Annotated in this window: 26 protein-coding genes; 13 read left to right on the top strand and 13 right to left on the bottom strand. The window is 59.8% G+C overall.

The genetic code is table 11. From position 1 onward, the window contains the following. Positions 1 to 8: 8 nt before the first annotated feature. Positions 9 to 1817, bottom strand: coding sequence for a monovalent cation:proton antiporter-2 (CPA2) family protein (locus HU718_RS18830; RefSeq protein ID WP_095118284.1), 1809 nt, complete (start codon positions 1815 to 1817; stop codon positions 9 to 11). Positions 1818 to 2068: 251 nt separating this feature from the next. Between HU718_RS18830 and HU718_RS18825 the strand changes: the two genes are divergently transcribed. Continuing rightward, positions 2069 to 2983: a LysR family transcriptional regulator gene (locus HU718_RS18825; protein WP_186616425.1), complete on the top strand. Its 915-nt coding sequence runs from the start codon at positions 2069 to 2071 to the stop codon at positions 2981 to 2983. Here the strand turns inward: HU718_RS18825 and HU718_RS18820 are convergent. Together HU718_RS18820 and HU718_RS18815 are read right to left on the bottom strand one after the other, a co-directional pair. Then, positions 2973 to 3743 (bottom strand): substrate-binding domain-containing protein, encoded by a 771-nt coding sequence (locus HU718_RS18820; RefSeq protein WP_016986234.1) that lies wholly within the window; start codon positions 3741 to 3743, stop codon positions 2973 to 2975. The two genes, HU718_RS18825 and HU718_RS18820, sit on opposite strands and share 11 nt — an antisense overlap. A gap of 12 nt (positions 3744 to 3755) precedes the next feature. Then, positions 3756 to 5048, bottom strand: coding sequence for an MFS transporter (locus HU718_RS18815; protein ID WP_077573511.1), 1293 nt, complete (start codon positions 5046 to 5048; stop codon positions 3756 to 3758). Positions 5049 to 5481: 433 nt separating this feature from the next. On the opposite strand from HU718_RS18815, the gene HU718_RS18810 reads away from it, so the two are divergent. Then, positions 5482 to 5787, top strand: a complete 306-nt coding sequence (locus HU718_RS18810) for an RcnB family protein (protein ID WP_116030094.1) — start codon at positions 5482 to 5484, stop codon at positions 5785 to 5787. Between the two features lie 101 nt (positions 5788 to 5888). Further along, positions 5889 to 6353 carry a hypothetical protein gene (locus HU718_RS18805; protein ID WP_186616426.1) on the top strand — a complete coding sequence of 155 codons (465 nt, stop codon included), beginning with the start codon at positions 5889 to 5891 and terminating at the stop codon, positions 6351 to 6353. A gap of 5 nt (positions 6354 to 6358) precedes the next feature. Here HU718_RS18805 and HU718_RS18800 read toward each other — a convergent pair whose 3' ends face one another. Continuing rightward, a complete protein-coding gene (locus HU718_RS18800) occupies positions 6359 to 7435 on the bottom strand; it encodes a sensor domain-containing diguanylate cyclase (protein ID WP_186616427.1) in 1077 nt (358 codons plus the stop codon). Positions 7436 to 7598: 163 nt separating this feature from the next. On the opposite strand from HU718_RS18800, the gene HU718_RS18795 reads away from it, so the two are divergent. Next, positions 7599 to 7937: an FKBP-type peptidyl-prolyl cis-trans isomerase gene (locus HU718_RS18795; protein ID WP_053121462.1), complete on the top strand. Its 339-nt coding sequence runs from the start codon at positions 7599 to 7601 to the stop codon at positions 7935 to 7937. Positions 7938 to 7996: 59 nt separating this feature from the next. Here the strand turns inward: HU718_RS18795 and HU718_RS18790 are convergent, their stop codons facing one another. The 6 genes from HU718_RS18790 to ftrA all read right to left on the bottom strand — a co-directional run bounded on the left by HU718_RS18790 (position 7997) and on the right by ftrA (position 12186). After that, on the bottom strand, positions 7997 to 8332 hold the full coding sequence (locus tag HU718_RS18790) for a hypothetical protein (RefSeq protein ID WP_180700141.1): 336 nt from the start codon (positions 8330 to 8332) through the stop codon (positions 7997 to 7999). Positions 8333 to 8340: 8 nt separating this feature from the next. Continuing rightward, positions 8341 to 8580: a pyocin S6 family toxin immunity protein gene (locus HU718_RS18785; RefSeq protein WP_180700142.1), complete on the bottom strand. Its 240-nt coding sequence runs from the start codon at positions 8578 to 8580 to the stop codon at positions 8341 to 8343. Positions 8581 to 8594: 14 nt separating this feature from the next. Beyond that, entirely contained in the window at positions 8595 to 9815 is a 1221-nt protein-coding gene (locus HU718_RS18780) for a colicin E3/pyocin S6 family cytotoxin (RefSeq protein ID WP_180700143.1), read from the bottom strand. A 306-nt stretch (positions 9816 to 10121) separates the two neighbouring features. Then, positions 10122 to 10391 carry a hypothetical protein gene (locus HU718_RS18775; RefSeq protein ID WP_007915053.1) on the bottom strand — a complete coding sequence of 90 codons (270 nt, stop codon included), beginning with the start codon at positions 10389 to 10391 and terminating at the stop codon, positions 10122 to 10124. A 2-nt stretch (positions 10392 to 10393) separates the two neighbouring features. Further along, on the bottom strand, positions 10394 to 10774 hold the full coding sequence (locus tag HU718_RS18770) for a DUF6124 family protein (protein WP_123376665.1): 381 nt from the start codon (positions 10772 to 10774) through the stop codon (positions 10394 to 10396). Positions 10775 to 11211: 437 nt separating this feature from the next. Continuing rightward, entirely contained in the window at positions 11212 to 12186 is a 975-nt protein-coding gene (gene ftrA / locus HU718_RS18765) for a transcriptional regulator FtrA (RefSeq protein WP_186616428.1), read from the bottom strand. A 101-nt stretch (positions 12187 to 12287) separates the two neighbouring features. Here ftrA and HU718_RS18760 point away from each other — a divergent pair, with 101 nt between their 5' ends. The 4 genes from HU718_RS18760 (at position 12288) to HU718_RS18745 (ending at position 16042) form a co-directional block, all read left to right on the top strand. Next, positions 12288 to 12716: a rhodanese-like domain-containing protein gene (locus HU718_RS18760; RefSeq protein WP_186616429.1), complete on the top strand. Its 429-nt coding sequence runs from the start codon at positions 12288 to 12290 to the stop codon at positions 12714 to 12716. Between the two features lie 336 nt (positions 12717 to 13052). Further along, positions 13053 to 13832 (top strand): ABC transporter substrate-binding protein, encoded by a 780-nt coding sequence (locus tag HU718_RS18755; RefSeq protein ID WP_150708856.1) that lies wholly within the window; start codon positions 13053 to 13055, stop codon positions 13830 to 13832. A gap of 200 nt (positions 13833 to 14032) precedes the next feature. After that, on the top strand, positions 14033 to 15145 hold the full coding sequence (locus HU718_RS18750) for a succinylglutamate desuccinylase/aspartoacylase family protein (protein ID WP_186616430.1): 1113 nt from the start codon (positions 14033 to 14035) through the stop codon (positions 15143 to 15145). A 180-nt stretch (positions 15146 to 15325) separates the two neighbouring features. Further along, positions 15326 to 16042, top strand: coding sequence for an alpha/beta hydrolase (locus HU718_RS18745; RefSeq protein ID WP_186616431.1), 717 nt, complete (start codon positions 15326 to 15328; stop codon positions 16040 to 16042). Here HU718_RS18745 and HU718_RS18740 read toward each other — a convergent pair. Together HU718_RS18740 and HU718_RS18735 are read right to left on the bottom strand one after the other, a co-directional pair. Beyond that, positions 16032 to 16589 carry a DcrB/PsbP domain-containing protein gene (locus HU718_RS18740; RefSeq protein ID WP_150793689.1) on the bottom strand — a complete coding sequence of 186 codons (558 nt, stop codon included), beginning with the start codon at positions 16587 to 16589 and terminating at the stop codon, positions 16032 to 16034. The two genes, HU718_RS18745 and HU718_RS18740, sit on opposite strands and share 11 nt — an antisense overlap. Positions 16590 to 16673: 84 nt before the next feature. Then, on the bottom strand, positions 16674 to 17447 hold the full coding sequence (locus HU718_RS18735; protein ID WP_186616432.1) for a hypothetical protein: 774 nt from the start codon (positions 17445 to 17447) through the stop codon (positions 16674 to 16676). Positions 17448 to 17594: 147 nt separating this feature from the next. Between HU718_RS18735 and HU718_RS18730 the strand changes: the two genes are divergently transcribed. Together HU718_RS18730 and HU718_RS18725 are read left to right on the top strand one after the other, a co-directional pair. Continuing rightward, the gene (locus HU718_RS18730) at positions 17595 to 18131 is read left to right on the top strand and encodes a chalcone isomerase family protein (protein WP_102899285.1); all 537 of its coding nucleotides are present in this window, start codon (positions 17595 to 17597) and stop codon (positions 18129 to 18131) included. A gap of 72 nt (positions 18132 to 18203) precedes the next feature. Beyond that, positions 18204 to 19523: an Nramp family divalent metal transporter gene (locus tag HU718_RS18725; RefSeq protein WP_077573596.1), complete on the top strand. Its 1320-nt coding sequence runs from the start codon at positions 18204 to 18206 to the stop codon at positions 19521 to 19523. A gap of 128 nt (positions 19524 to 19651) precedes the next feature. Here the strand turns inward: HU718_RS18725 and HU718_RS18720 are convergent, their stop codons facing one another. Continuing rightward, positions 19652 to 20755 carry a cytochrome P450 gene (locus HU718_RS18720; RefSeq protein ID WP_186616433.1) on the bottom strand — a complete coding sequence of 368 codons (1104 nt, stop codon included), beginning with the start codon at positions 20753 to 20755 and terminating at the stop codon, positions 19652 to 19654. Between the two features lie 79 nt (positions 20756 to 20834). On the opposite strand from HU718_RS18720, the gene HU718_RS18715 reads away from it, so the two are divergent. The 3 genes from HU718_RS18715 (at position 20835) to HU718_RS18705 (ending at position 23791) form a co-directional block, all read left to right on the top strand. Continuing rightward, positions 20835 to 21593, top strand: coding sequence for an ArsR/SmtB family transcription factor (locus HU718_RS18715; protein ID WP_186616434.1), 759 nt, complete (start codon positions 20835 to 20837; stop codon positions 21591 to 21593). Positions 21594 to 21740: 147 nt separating this feature from the next. Beyond that, entirely contained in the window at positions 21741 to 22961 is a 1221-nt protein-coding gene (locus HU718_RS18710) for a putative DNA modification/repair radical SAM protein (protein WP_007915071.1), read from the top strand. Next, entirely contained in the window at positions 22958 to 23791 is an 834-nt protein-coding gene (locus HU718_RS18705) for a TIGR03915 family putative DNA repair protein (protein ID WP_186616435.1), read from the top strand. The genes HU718_RS18710 and HU718_RS18705 overlap by 4 nt, the downstream gene beginning before the upstream one ends. Positions 23792 to 23968: the final 177 nt, after the last annotated feature.

Below are 23968 nucleotides of genomic sequence, written 5' to 3'. Positions count from 1 at the left end.
TATGTGGCTCAGGATTTGCGCGATTCTTCTTCCAGTTGATCCGACTCGAACAACCGCGCCAGTTCCGCCCGGGCTTCCTGGGCGGTTTGCAGCACTTTGGCGGCGTCGTCGTAAATCGCGTGCTGTGCCTCCAGCACCTGTTCGTCGTGGTGCTTGAAGCGCTTGATCCGCGCATCGGCCTGGGCCTGGGTCAGACCAAGTCCCACCAACGTACGCCGGCTCATCTCCAGACTTGAGTAATACGTCTCACGAATCGCCTCCGCACCAACATCGACCAACCGATGCACGTGCTGACGGTTACGGGCCCGGGCGATGATCTTCATGTGCGGATACAGCTTGCGCACCACCTCGGCGGTCTTGATGTTGGTCTCCGGATCATCCGTGGCAATCACGAAATATTCCGCCTCGCCGACCTTGGCTGCATTGAGGATTTCCGGGCGCATCGGGTCGCCGTAGAACACCGGCACACCGCCGAAACTGCGCGACAGTTCGATGGTTTCCACCGAGGTGTCCAGCGCGACGAACTTGATGTTCTGCGCACGCAGAATCCGCGCCACGATCTGACCCATCCGGCCCATGCCAGCGATCACTACACGCGGGGTGTCAGTGTCGATCTCACGGTATTTTTCCGGCACTTCCACCGGCTGCACTTTCGGGCTGACCAGCCGCGCGCAGAGCAACAGCAACAACGGCGTCACCGCCATCGACAAGGTGATGGTCAGCACCAGCAGGTCATACAGGCGCGGTTCGAACAGGCCCTGATCACGACCGATCTTGAACACCACAAAGGCAAATTCACCACCCGCCGCCAACACGATACCGAGGCGTATTGCACTGACCTTGTTCAAGCCACCCGCCAGACGTCCGACGACGAACAGCAGCGGCAATTTCAGACCGATCAACAGCAGCGTCAGCCCCAACACGGTGATCGGCGCGCTGAGCAGCAAACTAAGGTTGGCGCCCATGCCCACGCTAATGAAAAACAGCCCGAGCAGCAGACCTTTGAACGGCTCGATCTGCGCTTCCAGTTCATGGCGATATTCCGAATCCGCCAACAGCAAACCGGCGAGGAACGCCCCCAGCGCCATCGACACACCGACCAGATCCATCAACCACGCCGTGCCGATCACCACCAGCAACGCCGTGGCCGTCGACACTTCCGGCAAACCGGTTTTCGCCACCACGCGGAACACCGGACGCAACAGATAGCGCCCACCGACCACCACCACGGCGATACCGCCGAGCACTTGCAAGGCGTGATTCAGGCCCTCGGCATTGCTGGTGTCCTGAGCACCACCGGCAAGCATCGGCACCAGCGCAATCAGCGGTATCGCCGCGATGTCCTGGAACAGCAAAATCGCAAACGCCAGCCGCCCGTGGGGGCTGGTCAGTTCCTTGCGCTCGGCCAGACTTTGCAGGCCGAATGCCGTCGAGGACAGCGCCAGACCAAGGCCAAGCACAATCGCACTGTTCAACGGTTGGCCAAACACCGACAGGGCCAGCACGCCAATCACCGAAGCCGTCAGCAACACCTGCGCCAGACCGACGCCGAACACCGATTTGCGCATCACCCACAAGCGTCGCGGCGACAGCTCAAGACCAATGATGAACAGCAGCAACACCACCCCCAGTTCGGAAATATGCGCGACGCTTTGCGGATTGCCGATCAGGCCCAGCACCGACGGGCCGATAATCACGCCGGCAAACAGATAACCGAGCACGGCACCCAATTGCAGACGTTTGGCCAAAGGCACGGTGAGCACGGCCGCGAACAGAAACACGACGGCGGCTTGCAACAGATTGCCTTCATGGGGCATGGGGGGTTACTCCTGACAACGGTACGGCGGGGGTGACAAGGATAAGGGCTACAGCGATTCCATATCCACAGAAGATCCCCTGTAGGAGTGAGCCTGCTCGCGATAACGGTGTGTCAGCTACATATGAGTTGACTGATCCACCGCTATCGCGAGCAGGCTCACTCCTACAGGGGATCTTCATCATTTCTGTAATATCTGGCATCAATTGGTTACATTCATAACCTCTACGAATCAATCCCCCGAGTCCCGCCATGGCCATCAACTTCGACCTTAACGACCTGCAAGCCTTTCGCGCCGTGGTCGAGCAGGGCAGTTTCCGCAAGGCCGCCGACACCGTGCGCCTGTCGCAACCGGCGTTGAGCCGGCGCATCGAAAAGCTCGAAGACGCCCTCGGCGTCAAACTCTTCGAGCGCACCACACGCAAGGTCAGCTTGACCCAGGCCGGGCGCGGTTTCATGCCCAGCGTCGAGCGTTTGCTCGATGATCTGGATGTCGCGTTGCTGGGCATCAGCGAAGTCGCTTCGACCCGTCTGGGCCATGTCACCGTCGCCTGCGTGCCTTCGGCGGCGTACTACTTCATGCCCCGCGTGGTCGCGCGCTATCACCAGCAATTCCCGCGGATCAAAGTCAAAGTGCTCGACTCCAGCGCGCACGATGTGTTGAGTGCGGTGGTCAATGGCGAGGCGGATTTCGGCTTGAGTTTTCTCGGCACGCAGGATGCCAAAGTCGAGTTCGAACCGCTTGTGCAGGAGTGCTACGTCGTCGCTTGTCGCCGCGATCATGCGTTGGCCGGGCGCAGCAGTGTGAGCTGGGACGAGTTCTATCAGCAGGATTACATCTCGCTGGACAAGACCTCCGGCAACCGCTTTCTGCTCGATCAGGCGTTGAGCACGGTGGTGCCGCAGCGTTCGAGCATCTGCGAAACCCGGCATGTGACGACAATGATCGGTCTGGTGGAGGCGGGGTTGGGCGTGGCGGCGGTGCCGCTGATGGCGATGCCCGGGCCGGATCATCCGATCCTGACGCGGGTGCCGCTGACCGATCCGCAAGTGATGCGCAGTGTCGGCATCATCAAGCGCCGGGGTCGCACGCTGACCCCGGCGGCACTGGAACTGGAGCGGCTGGTGATAGAAATGAAAGTCCAGCCGCCAACGATCAGCGCTTGACCGAATCCAGTCCGGTGGCCTGCACATCAGCTTGCGCGGCCGGCGCGGCGAGGTAAGCGAGCAGCGCTTTGGCTTCTTCAGGATGCTGTGCGCCGACCGGAATCCCGGCGGCAAAACGCGTTACCGACTGCACTGATTCCGGAATTTTCGCGACGAAGCTCACGCCCGGCACCGGCAGCAATTCGCTGACCTGCTGGAAGCCCAATTGATAGTCGCCAGTGGCAACCACCGAGCCGACCGGGATTTTCGCAATCATTTTGGCCTTCGGCTTCAACTGATCTTCAATGCCCAGTTTCTTGAACAACTGCTGCTCGATGTAGACGCCGCTGGCGCTGTCGGAGTAGGCCACCGACTGCGCGTCGAGCAGGGTTTTCTTCAAGGCGTCGACGCTGCTGATGTCCGGTTTCGGCGCGCCTTCGCGCACCACCAGGCCGATCCGCGAATCCGCCAGCTCAACGCGCGAGGCCGGGTCGACTTTGCCTTGCTTGATCAGGTCATCGAGGGCGTAGCCGACCATGATCACCACGTCGGCGTGCTCACCGCGCGCGAGGCGATTGGGGATCGCCTCGGGGGCTTTGCCCATCGACGGGCCGAGGCTGGTGGTCAGTGTATTGCCGCTGGTGGCAGCGAATTTCGGCCCGAGAATCTTGTAGGCAGCGGTGAAACCGCCGGAGGTCATCACGCTCAATTCTTCGGCCTGGGCCGCGAGGTTGAACGCGAGACCGGCGAGCAGGGCGGTGACAGTAAACAGTTTTTTCATGGCGAGTTTTCCTCAGGCCGCGACAGGTTGCAGACGACCACCGGCACGGCGGTACAGATAAAGAGTGGCGCACAAGGCACACAGCGCACCGATGCTCATCCAGTAACCCGGCGCGGCTTTATCGCCGGTGTACTGAATCAGGAAGGTCGACATCGCCGGGGTGAAACCGCCGAAAATGGCGGTGGCCAGGCTGTAGGCGAGGGAGAAACCGGCAACGCGAACCTCGACTGGCATGATCTCGGTGAGCGCCGGAATCATCGCGCCGTTGTACAAGCCGTAGATAAACGACAGCCACAACAGCGACAGCAGCATGTGGCTGAAGCTAGGCGCCTGCACCAGATACGACAGCGCCGGATAGGTCGTGGCCAGGGCCAGCAGCGACATGGCGATCAGCACCGGACGACGGCCGATACGGTCCGACAACAGGCCGCCAATAGGCAACCAGAAGAAGTTCGACACACCGACCAGCAAGGTCACCAACAGCGCGTCCGAAGTACTCAGATGCAGCACGGTTTTACCGAAGGTCGGCGCGTACACGGTGATCAGGTAAAACGCGGTGGTGGTCAGCGCCACCATCAACATGCCGCCGAGGACCACGCCCCAGTTCTGGCCGAGGGTGCGGAACACTTCGCCCATGCTCGGGCGGTGTTTGCGTGCGGCGAACTCTTCGGTTTCCGCCAGGTTACGGCGCAGGAAAAAGATGAACGGCACGATCATGCAGCCGACGAAAAACGGAATCCGCCAGCCCCAATCGGCCACCACCTCCGGCGCCATCCACGCGTTCAAGGCGTAGCCCAACGCGGCGGCGACAATGATTGCCACTTGCTGACTGGCCGACTGCCAAGCGGTGAAGAAACCTTTGCGACCCGGCGTGGCGATCTCGGCGAGATACACCGACACTCCGCCCAATTCCGCACCGGCCGAGAACCCTTGCAGCAAGCGTCCGATCAATACCAGCGCTGGCGCAAACAGGCCGATACTTTCGTAACCGGGCACCAGCACAATCAAGATCGTGCCGCTGGCCATGATCGACAGCGTGACGATCAAGCCTTTGCGCCGACCGACATCATCGATGTACGCACCGAGCACGATGGCGCCCAGTGGACGCATCAAAAAGCCTGCGCCGAACACCGCAAAGGTCATCATCAGGGAGGCGAACTCACTGCTCGCCGGAAAGAACACCGCCGCGATCTGCGTGGCATAGAAGCCGAACAGAAAGAAATCGAACTGTTCGAGGAAGTTGCCCGAGGTCACCCGGAAAATGGCGCCGGCCCGCGAGCCGTTGTGTGGGATTGAGGCTGTCATAGAAAAGTACTCCACCGCTTTTATGACGTGCGCGACGGGAGGGCGGCGCACGGTTTTTATTGAGGCGGATGGTGGCGCAGGTGTAACTGGATGTTAATTGCATTGTTGGCATGGATTGATGTGCAAAGTGGATCAATCCGTCTATGTCGATACCGCGGACCATTGTGGGAGCGAGCCTGCTCGCGAAAGCGGTGGCCCAAACAATGAAGATGTTGAATGTGCCGGCCCCTTCGCGAGCAGGCTCGCTCCCACAGGTTTTCGTGGCACCTGCAAATTCTGCTTACACCACAGCCTCCTGTAGTTCTTCGCCTGCCCGCGATAGCGACCCAACTGACAACTAAAATCCCCCGGCCTGCCCCGGCAAAAAAACAAGGAATGATTCCCGAACCCGGCAGTCCGAGTTCAGGTATCACACATCTCAGGAGGTTCACCGATGAACAGCAAAACCCTAATCGCCAGCCTGGCCCTCGTCGCCGGCATTGCCGGGATCAGCCCACTTGTTCAAGCGGCGCAAACCTCAAATGAACAGGCCGTGCAATCCCCGGTCAGCGACCGCGAACTGAAGGTCAACGACCGCGCCCCGGATATTTATCAGCGCAGCGAAAAAGCCATCGACTGGAAAACCAAGGGCCTGAAAAAACCTGTTGAGCAGGCGCAGTGGGTACAGATCAATGATCAGTACGTCATGGTGATGATCACCAACGGCACCATTGTCGAGATGAAACCGGTCCCGCGTTAAACCTCCGGCAACAATCAGCCATGGACGGTTGATTGCAATCGAGCGCCGTTCGGGTAAAACCCGTGGGGCGTTTCGAGTGAAGGGAACTCAGGAGCAACACGTTGGAAAAGAAACCGCTGTATCGCAAAGAAAACACCACCGCCCACAATGTCTGGCGCAACAACCCAGGCGGGCACTACCGCGACCAACGAAACACCAAAGCACAAAGCCGCAGCGAGGCCACGCGCGGCTCTATGCATGGCATCAAACACCACGGCTACGACTACACGCCGTTGTTTCGTTTCCTGTTATCTCGCGTCGGCGGTCATTGGGATGAGATTTTCAGCGAAGCGGTATCTCGCCTTGATCGGCCAGAGCCTGTGTTCTGGATGGTTGCCATCCATGAAGAGGATCGCGAGGACATTGTGCGACTGGGCGAGTCGGCCTACTTCAACGGCCTCTTCGTCGATGAGCAAAAGCAGCTGCAAATCGTCAACCCGCAGTTGACTGCCGAGGATATGAAACCTCATTGCCGTTGCTGCACGCATACCTTCAATGGGGTTCCGTTTGGCCTGCCTGCGGACTGATCGAGCTACTCGACCCGAACCTGATTCATCACCTGCCCACCCCCCAGCCGATACTGATTATTGCCACTGCGCTTGGCCTCATACATCGCCAGATCGGCAATGTGCAGCAAGCGATCCATCGCCGTCGCATGGTCCGGAAACACCGCCACGCCAAGGCTGGTGCCGATGTGGCGCTGGTCGTTGCCGATGCTGATCGGGGGCGACAGTTCGATGAAAATTTTCTGGCAGATGCTGCGGGCTTCGTCCTGCAAACTCAGGCTCGGCGCCAGGTCTTGCAGGATCACCACGAACTCATCGCCGCCGATGCGCGCAACGGTATCGGTGGCGCGCAGAATGCGTTTCAGCCGAGTGGCCATGGTGACCAGCACCCGGTCGCCGGCGGCATGGCCGTAGCGGTCGTTGATGGTTTTGAAGCCGTTGAGGTCAACGAACACCAATGCGACGCGGGTCTCGGTCTGCCGCGCGTGGTCCAGCGCTTCGGACAAGCGTTGTTCCAGCACCAGGCGATTGGGCAGGCCGGTCAGCGGATCGAAGTGGGCGAGGTGTTGCAGGTAGCTGGCCGAGGCTTTTTCTTCGGTGATGTCGCGCACCACACCCATCATTTTCACCACAGCGTCGTGGTCGTTGTGCACCACGTTGCCGGTTTCCCGCAGCCAGCGAATCGTGCCGTCGGGCCAGACCACGCGGTATTCCTCATCGTGGTTTTCGCCGGTCTCCAGGCAACGCAGTTCGCCCTCGCGCACCTTGATGCGGTCGTCCGGATGGACGCAGGAACAGAACAGCGCATAGGACGGCGTGATCTCGCCGATCTTGAAGCCGAACATGCCGTAAATCGCATCCGACCAGTACAGCCGATCCGTGTCGACTTCCCAATCCCAAGTGCCAATGCGCGCAAAGTACTGGCTGCGCTTGAAGCGCTCGACGTCGCCGTCCTGCTGAATGTGTTGGCCATCGGCGGCCCGCCTCAGCAGATCCCGGTACTGCGCGAGCTGCCTGCGCAAACCGCGTTCGCGCCACAGCAGCAGAACGATAATGGCGAGCATGATCGCGCCGACGGCAAGGCTGATCCAGAACAGAGTCATTCGGGCGCTGCCAGCATGGCGGGTCGATCCGTGGGGTAGTGGCGGTTGGCTATGTTAATGCTTCAATACTCAGTTCCGATACCATGTTGATCTGCGCTGGCAGGTTGCCAATCCCCGGCATTTCTGGGAAAACGGCGGCCGGCTGAACAATAGAGTGAATGTTATGAATGATGAACTGCAGGTAATCGATCTTCAGGTCGGCGAAGGCAAAGCCGCCGTCAAAGGCGCGCTGATCACCACCCAATACACGGGCTGGCTGGAAGACGGCAGCGAGTTCGATTCTTCCTACAGCCGTGGCAAACCTTTCCAGTGCGTGATTGGCACCGGGCGGGTGATCAAGGGTTGGGATCAGGGCTTGATGGGCATGCAGGTGGGGGGCAAACGTAAATTGCTGGTGCCGGCGCATCTGGGGTATGGCGAGCGGACGATGGGCAAGATTCCGCCGAATTCGAATCTGGTGTTTGAGATTGAGTTGTTGGAAGTGCTGACGCGGGAGGATTGAGATGGAGGGCGTCGATTTGGATGAAGTCCGTTACTTCATCCAAATACCGTCAGGGTGGATCAGGTGAATACGTCTATATCGTCAAGCGCGTCTTCGATGATTCCTTGCAGTGAAGGGTGCGTTCGCCTAGCTGACTCAAGTGCCAAAAAAACAGTTTCTGTATCCACTTCGCCATGTCGGCGAGCGATGTGCCCGAGTGCAGTCGCCGCAGCGGCCACAATTGCTTCGGTTTTGCTGGTGAGGTGTTTCAGGCAGATGTCCTGAGCCCAGTTTCTGTCGGTTTCATTTAGGCCAATGGATACGAGTGCGGCGATTACGTTTGCATCTATGCCGCTGGAAAGTAGGCGGACGGCCTCATCGTGGTTTATCGATGGGTTTTGGTAGATGAGGCTCATTGCCGAAGTTAACCCCTGATGCCGATAAAAAGATCGAGTTCCGCTGGCAGTTGTTCGTTAACCGCCATGCCGATTTTTTGAGCTTGATCCAGTGTCAGCAGCCACTCGCCGTCGGGACTTTCGTCAAGGCTTTTCCAACCCATTGCAGCCAGAACTGCCGGTTCAAATTTCGACCCAACTGTAAGTTGGTATTTTAAGGTGTCGTCTTCGTCGTCACCCTTTAAGAAACCGCTAATCCATAAAAACATCTGTAGCCTCCTGTTTACTTCGGGGTTGATCTTTCGGGGTCTGCGGGATCGATTTGTTCCCCGGTCTCGTGGTTAAACTCGCCAAGATGCTTGCCTTGCTTGTTATAAAGCTCGATAGCACCGGTTTTACTGTCCCATTCAAAGATCCGGCCTTTTCTATCCTTCCATCGGCTGCGTCTACCGCCTCCACCTTGAACACTGCTTTTGGATTTGACAGGAAAAGCATCCGGGAATGCGGGAAGTGTTGCGGGAGGTCTGTGGTACTTGATATCGCCGCCGAGAGCGCGCCTTGAAATCACAACATACAGGGGCGACACCCCGGAGTCAGCCGGAAAAACCAGGATGAAATCGTGGTATTCAGGCGGGTAAACCGGATTAACGATGATCTTGTCTGCTTGCTCAGTCGGCGGGTAAATCCAGATCTGGGGTATTTGCGGTGCGCCTTCCAGCGGTGGAATTACCGTTGTCTTGGTGGGGTCTACGGCGGGTGTCCAGATCAATTTTGCGCCATTACCGAAATCTGCGACTTGCTGGGTGCCTTGCTTCACGAACCGTACGACAGGAATCATCTCCCAATCGCTGCGCGTCTGGGTGTTGTACCCATATCCTTTCAAGGTGCCGTCGGCTTGTTGTTCTAAACGCAATCGGACACGAGTGCGACCTTTCTCAAGCGATTTAAGTTGTTCTTCTGTGTATAGCGAGCTGTCGCCCAAACTCGAAGGCCAAAGCAGAGCAACAATGCCGAGCAATGCACCAGCGACAACACCTCCCGTCACTGCACTTGCACCACTCACCGCACTTGCGCCTGGGCTTGCAGTGGTAGTCGTAGCTAATAGAAGCGTTCCTGCCTCAGCAGGAAAATTACGGCCTCCTACTTTTTTTAGCGGAATGTTCCCAGCAGTGTCTCGCTCGCGGCCGCCCAACAAAGACAACTCTCCAAAATCAGCCAACTTCTCGACCGGAATAAATCCGGTACTACTGACATGGTTGATTACACCATCCGGAAGCTGGCAGCTTTTAGCGAACACGCAACCTTTTGCATCGGGCATAGGCTGTTGTGGTTGTTTGATTAGGCTATTTTCGTAGGCTTGCTGTCTGGCAAGCATATCGTCATAGGCGGTTTGTCTAGCTTCCCGCTCTGCCAACTCGCTGTCGGTCATATAGCGGCTAGTGATGTGGTGTCCGTCACCGGCCGGTGGGTTTTGAACCCGAGGTCTGTCTGTCTTTCGCGCCATGAGCGTCCTTGTTCTTTCGTCAGAAAACGATGCGGACGCTAAATGAATGGACGTTTGATGGATGTAGGACGGGTCTGAAATCGCGACAGTTGTTACAAGTGTAAAAAATCAGGATTGGTACATCGGCAGGTACGCCAACTCGCTCGGGCCTTCCTATGGTCTGGTTTTCAGATATTTGTTAGCAGAAAGAAAGCCATCGCGAGCAGGCTCACTCCTACAGTTGATCGCGGATGCTCATGGGATTTGAGTGCACCGCAGATCTAGTGTGGGAGCGAGCCTGCTCGCGAAGAACGATCACGCGGTCAATCAGGCTGCGTGGGCCATCTCGGCCAGTGTGTCGGCCACGGTTTTTTGCAGTGAGGGGAACCGGCGGGTCACGCGGCGCAGTGCGGGTAGCACGGCGTCGATTTCCAGTTCATCGAGCTGGGGGAGGACGGTGACGGCGGAGGCGACGATGGTTTCGCGTTCGCTTTCGAACAGCACCAGGCAGGCGTTTTGTGCCCAGCGGCCGTCCCGTTCGTTGAAACCCATGGCCACCAGTGCCGCGACGACTTGTGCATCGGTTTTGTTGGACATGTTTATTGCCTCAGGGCGGGGTCGATTTTGTCGAGGGCGCGGTTGACCGCGAGTTCGCCGAGCATGACCACTTGCTGGATGCCGAGCACGGTGTTGCGGTAGGGCGAGTCGAGCAGGGCGGCGAAGTCGCTGAGCATGATGCTGGCCGAGGCCATGGATTCGCAGGCGTGGGCCATGAGGTCTTCGGCGCCGGTGTTGGGGTCGACGAGGAACATGGTGCTGGGTCTGCGCGGTGGCGAAGGCGGTGTGGGTTTCAGGTAATGATCGAGGGCGCGTTCGGCGGCTTCGTGGAGTTTTCTGGAGCCCGGTGTGGAATAGGGGGACGTTGGGTTTGGATCGATTTCCGCGTCTGTTTCGGGCGGATTTGGTGTGATTTTGAACATGGTGTAGGTTTCCAAATTGATGCCGACACCACCTCGCGACTAAACGAAAAGGTGGCAGCTGTACGCAGGTTAGTCGACCGGTAAACCCACCAAAACCGGCGCACCCGAAGGCGCCCTGCGCACAGCTACCATTGAGTGAGGTATCGAAATACCTACTGTCTGGAACGTTGTGCAGTTTAAGTGGATTACCGAGCGACTAAACCCGATCACTGAACATTCAGTGACGCGAACCAAGTTACCGGCAGCCCCCAAGCCGCACAAGCCGGCGGATTCTGGCGTAGTTGTAGGCAAAGGCGCAAGGCGCTGTAGCCTTGTGGCTGATGTCTAAATGATGCTGCGTTTGACTGGGCGCCTTCGCGAGCAGGCTCGCTCCCACCTTTGAAATGCGTACCCCCTGTGGGAGCGAGCTTGCTCGCGAAGGCGCCTTCAAAATCACCTCAGGACTCAACCCTCACACCCCGCCCAAACCGCTCCCGATACACCGACGGCGGCACCCCCACCACACCACGAAACGCCACACGAAAACTCTCCACCGACCGATAACCGCAGCGCTCGGCAATCTGCTCGGTGTTATGCGGCGTGCTCTCCAGCAACTCCCGCGCCCGCGCCAAGCGTTCGTGCTGCAACCACGCCTTCGGCGACTGCCCACTGGCCTCGGTAAAACGCCGCAGAAACGTACGCTCACTCATCGCCGCTTCGCTGGCCAGATCACGCACTTCCAGCGGTTCATGCAAACGCTCGCGCGCCCATTGCATCACCCGCGACAGATCGTTGCGCGGCGTCGGGCTGACCGGTGTCGGAATGAACTGCGCCTGACCGCCGGTGCGTTGCGGCGACATCACCAGGCGCCGCGCCACCGAGTTGGCGACTTGCGTGCCGAAGTCCCGCGCCACCAGATGCAGGCAGGCATCAATCCCGGCAGCGCTGCCGGCCGAGGTGATTAACTGGCCGGAATCGACATAAAGCACATCCGGATCGACCGCAATTGCCGGGAAGCGCTGCACCAGTTCCGCCGTGTAACGCCAATGGGTGGTGGCGCCGTGGCCGTCGAGCAGGCCGGTGGCCGCCAGCACAAATACACCGGAGCAGATCGACAGCAATCGCGCACCCCGGGCATGGGCCTGGCACAGCGCGTCGATCAATGCTGGAGGCACCGCCGCGTTGCGATCGCGCCAGCCAGGAATGATGATGGTGCGCGCCTCGGCCAACAATTCCAGGCCACCATCGGCCAGCACCTGAATGCCGCCCAAGGCGCGCATCGGGCCTTGATCGACCGCCGCGATGGCGTGGGTGTACCACGGGAAATCGAACTCCGGCCGGGTCAGGCCGAAGACCTCCACGGCGATGCCGAACTCGAATGTGCAGAGGCCGTCGTAGGCCAGAATTGCGACCAGACCTGGTGATGTCGGCATTTGGCGGAAAATTCCCGGTGAGTGTCTTATGCGCCACTGTAGCCGCAAGCGGCCGCTCGATAAAGTCTGTTCACACCCGTTCAGATAAAGGAGCAACACCCATGACCAGCCTCGTTCGCGACATCCCCGCAGCCCCGTCGGCGATCGCCCTGATGCACTTCAGCAATCGTCTGACCTTTGAAACCGATTGTTCCGACGTGTTCAGCAGCCAGGAGGCTGGCGAGATCGATTTTGTTCTGGTCGATGTCCGTGGGCCGCTGGCCTTTGAGCGCGGACATGTGCCGGGCGCGATCAATATTCCGAACCGGTTGCTGACGGCGGTTGAACTGGCCAGCTACCCGAAAACCACGCTGTTCGTGGTCTATTGCGCCGGCCCGCACTGCAACGGCGCGAACAAGGCGGCGGTGAAACTGGCGGCGCTGGGGTATCCGGTCAAGGAGATGATCGGCGGGGTTACCGGATGGCTGGATGAAGGTTTTCAACTGAGCGTTGAGCAAGCCGCCAAAACCGCCATCGGCTGCGAATGCTGATCCCCTTGTAGGAGCTGCCGAAGGCTGCGATCTCTTGATCTTGCGGTAAAAAAACCAGATCAAAAGATCGCAGCCTGCGGCAGCTCCTACAGGAAAATCAGCGTTTTTCTGCGCTGGGAATGCTCTTGTCCTACAGCCTTTGCACCACGACGGCGCACCCGTTGACCCCGGTCAATCGGTGCGCCGATCTTTCATAAGTATTTGTCGCTTAAACACAATTTACCCTGTGCGCGCCGCCATAGACTGCCGGCCACTTCGGTGTTTGTAGCCAATTGGCCATGACCGAACGCTGAATCGAAAGCTGCCAATAAAAGCCTCCGCACACAGGAGTTATAAATGAAGAAGCTAGTGATGTTCGGTGCCCTGGCACTGTCGATGTTGTCCCTGACCGCCGTGGCCGAAGACGCCAAGCCGATCCGCATCGGTATCGAAGCCGGTTACCCACCATTCTCGATGAAAACCCCTGACGGCAAACTCGCCGGTTTCGACGTCGATATCGGCGATGCGCTGTGCGCGCAGATGAAAGTCAAATGCACTTGGGTCGAGCAGGAATTCGATGGCCTGATCCCGGCGCTGAAAGTGAAGAAGATCGACGCGATCCTGTCGTCGATGACCATCACCGACGACCGCAAAAAGAACGTCGATTTCACTATCAAGTACTACCACACCCCGGCGCGCTTCGTGATGAAGGAAGGCTCCGGTGTCAAAGACCCGCTGACCGAGCTCAAGGGCAAGAAAGTCGGTGTGCTGCGTGCCAGTACCCACGACCGTTACGCCACCGAAGTGCTGGTGCCGGCCGGGATCGACCTGGTGCGTTACGGCTCGCAACAGGAAGCCAATCTCGACATGGTTTCCGGGCGTATCGACGCGATGCTGGCCGACTCGGTCAACCTCAGCGACGGTTTCCTGAAAACCGACGCGGGTAAAGGTTTTGAATTCGTTGGCCCGACCTACGAAGACGCCAAGTACTTCGGCGGCGGCGCCGGCATTGCGGTGCGCAAGGGCGATACCGCGCTGGCCGAGCAATTCAACAAAGCCATCAGCGAAATCCGCGCCAATGGCGAGTACAAGAAAGTCCAGGACAAATACTTCGACTTTGATGTGTACGGCCATTAATACGCCGTAGAAAAAAGTGGCCCCGTTGGCGCGGTGGCCACTTTTTTTGCGCTCTAATTGTGGTGAGACCCTTGTAGGAGTGAGCCTGCTCGCGATAGCGGTGTGTCATTCAATGAATGTGTTGGCTGACCCACCGCTATCGCGAGCAGGCTCACTCCTACAGGGGATCTTTGTGATCCAGATATTGAGGAGATTTTCCCATGCAACGCATCGACCATGTTCTGCCCTGGAGCCACTTGGGCAGCGAGCGCTCGCTCAGCGTGTTTCGCTACGGCGCAGGCACCCGCAAGGTGTACATCCAGGCCAGCCTGCACGCCGATGAACTGCCGGGCATGCGCACCGCGTGGGAACTCAAGCAACGCCTAAATGAGCTGGAACAGCAAGGCCGGTTGCAGGGCGTGATCGAGCTGGTGCCGGTGGCCAACCCGATTGGCCTCGATCAACACGTGCAAGGCGCGCACATGGGCCGCTTCGAGCTGGGCAGCGGCAAGAACTTCAACCGTGCCTTCGTCGAACTCAGTGCACCGGTCGGGGCGTTGATCGGTGAGCGTCTGGGCGCTGACGCCGAGGCCAACGTTGCACTGATCCGCCAAACCATGTGCCAGGTATTCGATGAGCTACCGGCCCCGGCCTCGCAACTGGAAGCGTTGCATCGTTTGTTGCTGCGCCATGCCTGCGATGCCGACATCACCCTCGATCTGCATTGTGATTTCGACGCAGCGATTCACTTGTACGCGCTGCCGCAGCACTGGCCACAGTGGCAATCATTGGCGGCGCGTCTGAAGGCCGGCGTGGCGCTGCTGTGTGAAGATTCCGGCGGCAGCTCGTTTGATGAATCCTGCTCGACGCCGTGGTTGCGTCTGGCGCGGGCGTTCCCGAATGCCGCGATTCCGGCAGCGAATCTGGCGACCACGCTGGAGCTGGGCAGTATGGGCGACACCCGGGTCGATCAGGCGCAGGCCAATTGCGAGGCGATTCTCGGTTTCCTTGCTGAGCAGGGTTTTATCAGCGGCGAATGGCCGGCGGCACCGAGCGAGTGCTGCGAAGGCCTGCCGTTCGAGGGCACCGAATACCTGTTCGCGCCGCACCATGGTGTGGTCAGTTTTCTGCGCAATGCCGGCGAGTGGGTGGAGAAGGGCGATGCGCTGTTTGAGGTGGTGGATCCGTTGCAGGATCGCGTGACCACCGTGCGCGCCGGCACCAGTGGCGTGTTGTTTGCGCTGGATCGCGGGCGCTATACCGAGCCGGGGATCTGGCAGGCGAAAGTGGCGGGGCGGGTGGCGTTTCGGACGGGCAAGTTGACCAACGACTGACAGATCTTCGTCGGATTCGCGGGCCCTTTCGCGAGCAGGCTCGCTCCCACAGGGGAATGCATTTTCAATGTGGGAGCGAGCTTGCTCGCGAAGGGGCCATCAGCAGCACCCAACATGTTGATCCTCGCCGCAGGATGTTAGGCTCCCCCCCGAACCCGACACTCCGTGAAGGAAGGCTCTATGTTGAAGGTCTTTGCTCTGTTGACCCTGCTGGCGTCCAGCGCCGTGCAGGCGCAAACCACGCTGCAATCCGATCTGCCGCTCAAGTACCTCGAACTGGTTCACGCCGATGCCGAAGCGCGGCCGCTGGTGATTTTCCTGCACGGCTACGGCAGTAACGAAGCCGATCTGATCGGCATGAAATTTCAGCTGCCGGCGCAGTACAACTACCTGTCGGTGCAGGCGCCGTTGGCGCTCGGTGAAGGGCGTTTCCAGTGGTTTCGCAAGAAAGGCGAAGGCGCCTACAACGGCGAGACCGATGATCTGAAGGTCAGTGGCCAGAAGCTGCGCGACTTTATCGCGCAAGCGGCGCAGAAATATCACACCACCCCGAGCAAGGTGTACCTGATCGGCTTCAGCCAGGGCGCGATGATGACCTACGAAGTGGGGTTGAGGCCGCCAGTGGCGGTCGGTGGGATTGCGGCATTGAGCGGGCGTTTATTGCCAGTGTTGAAGGCTGAACTCAAGGCCGGACAGCCGCCGTTGCCGCTGAGCATCTTCATCGGCCACGGCACGGCCGATGATCCGGTGCCGTATAAAAACGGCACCGCGGCCAACACGCAACTACAGAAGCTGGGCTACAAGCCGCAGTTTCACGCCTATCCCGGCGTCGGCCACAGTATCAGTGCGGCCGAGCTGCGCGACTTGAACGGCTGGTTGCAGCAGCTCAATCCTTGAGGATGGTTTTCACCAGGGCGTCGTGACCTTTCTTGTCGCTGGCGCGGGAAATCACCTGCACCAGCGCCATTTTCGTGCCGGAGCCGGCCATCAGCGTGGTGTTGAGGGTCTGGCCGCCGCCCTGGGTCGCGGTGCTGTCGACCTGACGCAAGCCAAGGCCGGTGCCTTTCTGGGTCAGGCTCTTCTCGCTGAGTTTGTTGAAGTCCGGCAGCGCTTTGCGTTGGTCTTCGATGAAGCTCGACACGCTGCCGTCGAGGAACTGCCCGTCGTTGTCCTTGACGTGCTGGCCTTCGGGGATCTTGTTTTCAGCGGTAATGACCACGGTTTTTGTGGCCTCGTTGGTGTACATCGTGCCCGTGGTCCCGCTCGGGCTGGTCGGCAGCGGGTCGGCGACGAAACCTTTAGGCAGCACAAAGGTGAACTTGCCCTCGAGCATCGAGACTTTTTCGGTGCTGGCTTTTGCCTTGGCCGCTTGCGCGTGGAGGGCGCCGAAACCGGCGAGGGCCGCCACCAGCAGGACGACGGCTTTTTTGCTCAACAATGACATGTGAATCTCCGGTGGATGGTCGCGCGAGGCGGGCGATCATCCCACGGAGGAGGGCGGGCGTTCCAGCGCGAATCGTCTGAGCGGTTACTGCGCCTGCGCTTTCGCCAACGGACGGGCCAGCAGGCGTTTGGTCACACCGAGCATCGCCACCGAGACCGCGACACCGACGGCAAATCCGCTCAGGCCCATGCTTGGCAACGTCAGTGCCGAGACCAGACAAAACGCCGAAAACGAATACATGCCGGTCGCCGTCGCCCGTAACAATGCGGCGGTAAATGCCGGGCCGCGGGTCTGTTGCGAGAACACCGCCATCACACTGCCGAGCACCGGAAACACCGCGAGCAAACCGCTCCAGCGCTCGCCGACGGTGCTGGCGAGCATCGTCACCACCAGCGTCAATGCGGCGCCGGCGATCATCCGCCAGATCAGTTTGTCCGACTTCGGCGCCGTGCCGCTGAGCACCGGTTGCACCGTGGGAAACAGATACGGCGATGCCAGCAACGCAATCGCCGCCGCCGCTACGGAAAACGGCAGCGACGCCGGGATCAGCGACAACACCCCAGCGATGACGGCCCACACCGACAGCGACGCCGTCAGCGCCAACGGCCAGTTCGCCCGTTGCGCGACCTGGGCGTAGGTGATGCAGAACGCAATCATCGCGAACATCGCCGATAACGCCGCCACCGCCGACTGCGCGGCAAACGCCGGACCCTGCTCGATGGCGAGGAAAAACAGAATCGGCCCGACCACCACCGGCAACCCCGACAGCCACCCGGCCACGCTCGGCCCCCAGCGTTTGCCCGCCAGGGAAATCAGCAGCAGAAAACCGGGAATCAGCAGCAGTTTGAGGATCAGCACGCAGGAGTCTCCATCCGTTGAAGGTTTGCCACGTTAGCATTGTCGATCGGCGATTGCTGCCTATGTGCTCAGATTTTGTATACAAAGTGCCTGGGGCAATATCCGACTATGCTCTGACTATCAGGGCTTGCCGGAGTCGATACCGCGATGAACAGAACACCGAAGGTGTTGCGCGGATGCTGCGGCATCGGCTTGTGGGCGCTGTTGCTGACGCCAACCTGGGCCAATTGGCAGGACGCGGTGCCCGGCGCGCAAATCATCGGCACTGGTGATTTCAGCGTGTTCGGTTTCGATGTCTATAACGCGCGCCTGTGGAGTGCCGCGCGGCCCTTGGTCGACGGTCAGCCGTTTGCGCTGGAGTTGATTTACCGCCGTAACATTTCCCGCGACGATCTGGTCAAGGCCAGCGTCGATGAAATCAAACGCCTGGCCGGTACTCGCGTCAGTCCGGCGCAATTGGCCGGTTGGCAGGTACAGATGCAGCAATCGTTTGTCGATGTGCAGGCCGGCACGCGGATTACCGGGGTGTATCTGCCGGGGCAGGGTGCGCGGTTCTTTGTCGGCCAGCAGTTGCAGCATGAAATTGATGATCCGCTGTTTGCCCGGGCGTTTTTTGATATCTGGCTTGATCCGCGCACGCGCAATCCTGAGCTGCGCGAGCAGTTGTTGGGGGGGAGTCGATAGATTTTTTTGATCTTCTAGGCTTCGGCTGAAACGTCTAAGCTGCGTCTTTCCGACTTGTTTCTGGATGTGTGCGTGAAATTCAGCTTGCCCAAAATCGCCACCGCGCCGTTTTGCCCGCCGGAAGTGGCTGGCAGTGTTGCGGTTGACCCTAACGCCTCGTTCTTCAAACGCGTGCTGCGTTTCGCCGGCCCCGGTTTGCTGGTGTCGATCGGCTACATGGATCCGGGCAACTGGGCCACCGCCATCGAGGCCGGTTCACGCTTCGGTTACAGCCTGTTGTTTGTGGTGTTGCTGGCGAGTCTGGCGGGCATGGTCGTGCAGTGCTTGTGCTCGCGACTGGGCATCGCCACCGGGCGCGATCTGGCGCAACTGTCCCGCGAGCGCTACAGCACGCCGACTGCGCGCTTGCAGTGGGTGCTGGCGGAAATCTCGATCATCGCTACGGATCTGGCTGAAGTGCTTGGTTGTGCGCTGGCCTTTCACTTGTTGCTCGGCTGTTCGCTGACCTTCGGCATCGCCCTGACCGCGTTCGACACCTTGCTGGTGCTGGCCCTGCAGAATCGCGGTTTCCGCAGACTGGAAGCGATCATGTTGGTGCTGGTCGCGACCATCGGCGTGTGTTTCTTCGTTGAACTGCTGCTAATCAAACCCTACTGGCCGGATGTCGCCCAGGGTTTCAAACCGTCACTGGCGGCGATTGGCGAGGCGGCGCCGTTGTACCTGGCGATCGGTATTCTCGGCGCGACAGTTATGCCGCATAACCTCTATCTGCACACCTCGATCGTGCAGACGCGGATGATCGGCAAGGACCTCGCAAGCAAGCAGGACGCGGTAAAACTGGCGCGCATCGACACCATCGGTTCGCTGGCCCTGGCGTTGCTGGTCAATGCGGCGATCCTGATTCTCGCTGCGGCGGCGTTTCACCAGTCCGGGCACACCGATGTGGTGGACATTCAGGACGCCTATCACTTGCTCGATCCGCTGGTGGGCGGCGCGTTGGCCAGTGTGTTGTTCGGCGTGGCCTTGCTCGCATCGGGGCAGAGTTCGACCTTCACCGGTACCATCGCCGGCCAAGTGATCATGGAGGGTTACCTGAACCTGCGGATTCCGTGCTGGCAGCGACGTTTGATCACTCGCGGACTGGCGTTGATTCCGGCGTTTATTGGCGTGTGGCTGATGGGCGATAACGCGATTGGCAAGTTGCTGGTGTTGAGTCAGGTGGTTTTGAGCCTGCAGTTGCCGTTCGCCCTGTACCCCTTGATCCGCATGACCAATGATAAAAAGCTGATGGGGCCGTTTGTGAATCGCTGGCCAACCCGGGTGTTGGCGTGGGGGTTGTTTGTGGTGATCAGTGGCGCTAACAGCTGGTTGATTTTGCAGTGGGCGGCTTGAGCCAGCATTTGCAGTGACTGGGCTGGCCTCTTCGCGAGCAGGCTCGCTCCCACATTGTTCGAGTTGATCACAACAGTGTGTACACCCCATAACCCTGTGGGAGCGAGCCTGCTCGCGAAGACGGACTATCAGGCGCCCACGTCGCTGAACACTGGAATGCGCCCATTGAGCGAAGGCCTGTAGTGCCAGTTCAGGCGATTCAGATCGGTGCCGTTTTTGAGTACTTCCCGCACCGTCGCCCCGGCAATACTCATCGCCAACGCTTGCCCCGGACACTCGTGCCGACCACTGCCGAAACTGAAACTGGGGCGGTTCTCGCGCTGCACCAGAAACTGCTCAGGCTGTGCGTTAAGCGCCGGATCACGATTGGCGGAGGCCAGTAAAACCAGAATCACATCACCTGCTTCGACCCGCACACCAGCAATCTCACAGGACGCGGAGACAAAGCGCCGGGTGTTCTGCACCGGCGGGTCGAAGCGCTGGACTTCGCCAAGCAATGCTTCGATGGATTCGCCGCGCAACGCCGGCTGACGACGTAACGCCAACAGCGTGTTACCGATCAGGCCGGCGCAGGCTTCGAACGTCTGCGAACAGAGGCCGATCAGGTTGGCGATCAGGGTTTCTCCATCGCCGGCAAAACGCTGTTGGATCGCGCCGAGGAAGTCGCTGGCGGGTTCGGCGAGCAGCTCGATGAAGTAGCCGCGCAGTTGTTCGGCCGCTGCATCCGCTGCGGCCAGTTGCAGGTCATTGCTCAACGGCGACAGGCAGGCGACGAAGTCAGCCGTCAGCTCACTGACGGCCCGCGCCTGCGCCGGCGTGAATCCCAGAAGCGCCGAGACCACGCACACCGGGCCACGAAACATTGCCTTGTACACACCGTCGGCATCCGCTGTGATCAGCCGTGCGGCGACCAACGTGTTAACCGCCTCAAGGTCGAGCGCTGCCAGCTCAGGCTCGATGGCCGAACGCGGACAGCGCTGGCGTTCACCGTCATTCATGCGCATCAGTTGGCCAAAGACTTTGCCGGCCATGCTTCCGGCAATCGCCTTGGGTACGGGCTCCTGCGCCGGACGCACCCGGCAATCAGCGTGGGCCAACACCGCACACACCGCACGGGCGCTGCTGGCGACCCACAGTTTCAGATCCGGATAAAACGTCAGTCCACCTGCTGCGCGCAGTTCGGCGTAGTAGGGATAAGGATCGGCATGCGTTGCCGCGCTGATCGGGTTCATGGTTTGCATCCTTGTTGGCGGGGAAAGTGTTGCTACTATCTCCACTGCGCAACGACGATGATTCGTCCGGGAGCGAACTATGCACGCAGAACATCAAGACATCGGCGTTTCCCAAGTGGCCGCCGCCATCGCCGAGCCGGCGCGGACGAAAATCCTCTGTTCGCTGATGGACGGCCACGCCCGCACCAGCACCGAGCTGGCGACGATCGCCGAAGTCAGCGCCTCGACCGCCAGTGTGCACCTGGCGAAACTCAAGGACTTGGCGCTGGTACGCCTGCATGTGCAGGGCCGCCATCGTTATTACAGCCTGGCCGATCAGCGCGTGGCGCAAGCGCTGGAAGCGCTGATGGTGATTGGCCAGAACGCCGCGCCGACGTTCAAGGCGCACACTCCGGATCGCCTGCAATTCGCCCGCACTTGCTATGACCACATGGCCGGGACGCTGGCGGTGTTGCTGCATGACCGTTTGATCGAGGGCGGTTGGCTGGTGGCAACCGACGAGCAGGCGTATCGCTTGAGTGAGACGGGCGAGGCGTTGTTTCTCGGTTTGGGAATAGAAGTGCAGGATTTAACGACCCTGCGCCGCAAGTTTGCCTGTCCGTGCCTGGACTGGAGCATGCGCCGGCCGCATCTCGGTGGCTCGCTGGGGGCGGCGCTGTTGCAGACCGCGTTGAAGCGCAAGTGGGTGACGCAGGATCTGGACAGTCGGGCACTGGCGTTGACGGCGGCGGGGCGCAAGGAGATCAGTGCACGGTTTGGCGTTGAGTGGCCGGTAGACGGGCAGATCAAAAGATCGCAGCCTTCGGCAGCTCCTACAGGAGTTGCGTACACCCGATAAATCTCGACCCTACCCAATCCATGTAGGAGCTGCCGAAGGCTGCGATCTTTTGATTTTCAGCTTCTGACCGACGAGGGGCGCATCTGCCACCTTGTATCACCGCAGACGACCCTATACTGTATATGCAAACAGTACAGAGCCCGCGCCATGCAAATCATCGACAAGCTGAGCATCCTCGCCGACGCCGCCAAGTACGACGCCTCCTGCGCGAGCAGCGGCGCGCCCAAGCGCAGCTCCGAGGGCAAGAGCGGGCTGGGTTCGACCGATGGCATGGGCATTTGCCACAGCTACACGCCGGACGGCCGCTGCGTGTCGTTGCTGAAGATTCTGCTGACCAATTTCTGCCTTTACGATTGCCAGTACTGCGTCAACCGCCGTTCCAGCGATGTCCCGCGTGCCCGGTTCACCCCCGAGGAAGTCGTGGCGCTGACCATGGATTTCTACCGGCGCAACTGCGTCAGCGGGCTGTTCCTCAGCTCCGGGATCATTCGCTCGGCGGACTACACCATGGAGCAACTGGTGCGGGTGGCGAAGCTGCTGCGCGAAGAGCATGAGTTTCGCGGCTACATCCATCTCAAGACCATTCCCGAAGCCGATCCGGCATTGATCGAAGAAGCAGGGCGCTACGCTGATCGCTTGAGCGTCAACATCGAACTGCCGACCGATGCCAGCCTGCAAGTGCTGGCGCCGGAGAAGGACATCAAGTCGATCAAGCAGGCGATGAACACCATCTACACCGGTGTGCAGACTGTTCTGAACGAACCACGCTCGGCGAAGTTCGCCCCGGCCGGGCAGAGCACGCAGTTGATTGTCGGCGCCGACGACACCGACGACAGCACCATCCTTCACAGCGCCCAGGCCTTGTACGGCAACTTCCGACTGCGGCGGGTCTACTATTCGGCCTTCAGCCCGATCCCCGACAGCCCGAAAAGCGTGCCTCTCGCTGCGCCGCCGCTGATGCGTGAACACCGTTTGTATCAGGCCGATTTTCTCCTGCGCAGCTACGGCTACAGCGCCGATGAATTGCTCAAGGGGCCGGGCAATCTGGCGCTGGACATCGACCCGAAACTGGCCTGGGCGTTGCAGAATCGCGAGGTGTTCCCGCTCGATCTGAACCGTGCCGAAGCGTCCCTGATCGCGCGTATTCCCGGCATCGGACTGCGCACCACCGAACGTCTGGTGGAGTTGCGCCGACAGCGGCGCATTCGTTACGAAGACGTCGCGCGCATGCGCTGTGTGCTGGCCAAGGCCAAGCCGTTCATCATCACCAGCGACTATCACCCGCAGCAGGCTGAGGTCACCAGCCATTTGCTCTATCAGCAACTGCGCGACCGGCCAATGCCGCAGCAAATGGGGCTGTGGGGATGATCAATCTCGATTGCGATGATCTGTTCGACACGTGGCGCCAGCAGGCGCGCTGGCTGCTGAGCCATGAAGTCGATCCGAGTCTGGTGAGCTGGGCTTCGCTAGGCGTGGCTGATCTGTTTGCCAGTGATGAGCCGGTGCCTGAAGGGCAGGGGCCGTTTCAGGCACGTATTCCGCGAGCGCTGCTCGACACGCTGGAGCAAGCCTCGCGCTATCGTGGTGATCAACGCTGGAGCCTGCTCTATGAGGTGTTGTGGCGTGTCAGCCATGGCGATCGCACGGCGATGATGGCCGGGGACAAACTTGGTAGCGAGTTGCAGCGACGGATCAAACAAGTCAATCGCGAAGCCCATCACCTGCATGCATTTGTACGCTTCATCGAACGCCCTTCATCCAGCGCGGGTCCGCAATATGTGGCTTGGCATGAACCGGCCCATGACATTTTGCACAGCGCCAGTGAGCATTTCATCGGGCGAATGGGCCGACATCGCTGGTTGATCGCCACGCCGCGCGATGGGGTTTATTACGATGGCGAGCAACTGATTCATCAACGTCAATGCCCGCAGGAATGGCAGCAGTTGGCGCAGAACATTGACGATCCTCATGGCGATCTGTGGCTGACTTATTACAGCCACATCTTCAATCCAGCGCGGTTGAACGAGAAGGTCATGCAGGGGCATTTGCCGGCGCGGTTCTGGAAGAATCTGCCGGAGGGGGAGTTGATTCCCTGGTTGATTACGCAGGCGCGGATGGGTAAGCAGCAGAATGGGCAGGCGAGTGGGATTGCTGATCGTGCAGGTAAACGCATCGCACTGAAAAGCCCCTCACCCTAACCCTCTCCCAGAGGGAGAGGGGACTGACCGAGGTGTTTGGACTTGATCCATCGACCTGAACGATCAAGTCGAACTCACATTTTGAATACCACAAAGATCGGCTCCCTTTCCCCCTCGCCCCCTGGGGGAGAGGGCTGGGGTGAGGGGGAAAGAATCTCAAGCACGCCACAAATACTG

It is taken from the genome of Pseudomonas tensinigenes (genome assembly GCF_014268445.2).
GTDB classification, from domain to species: domain Bacteria; phylum Pseudomonadota; class Gammaproteobacteria; order Pseudomonadales; family Pseudomonadaceae; genus Aquipseudomonas; species Aquipseudomonas tensinigenes.
This window is presented reverse-complemented; position numbering and strand designations above follow the sequence as displayed.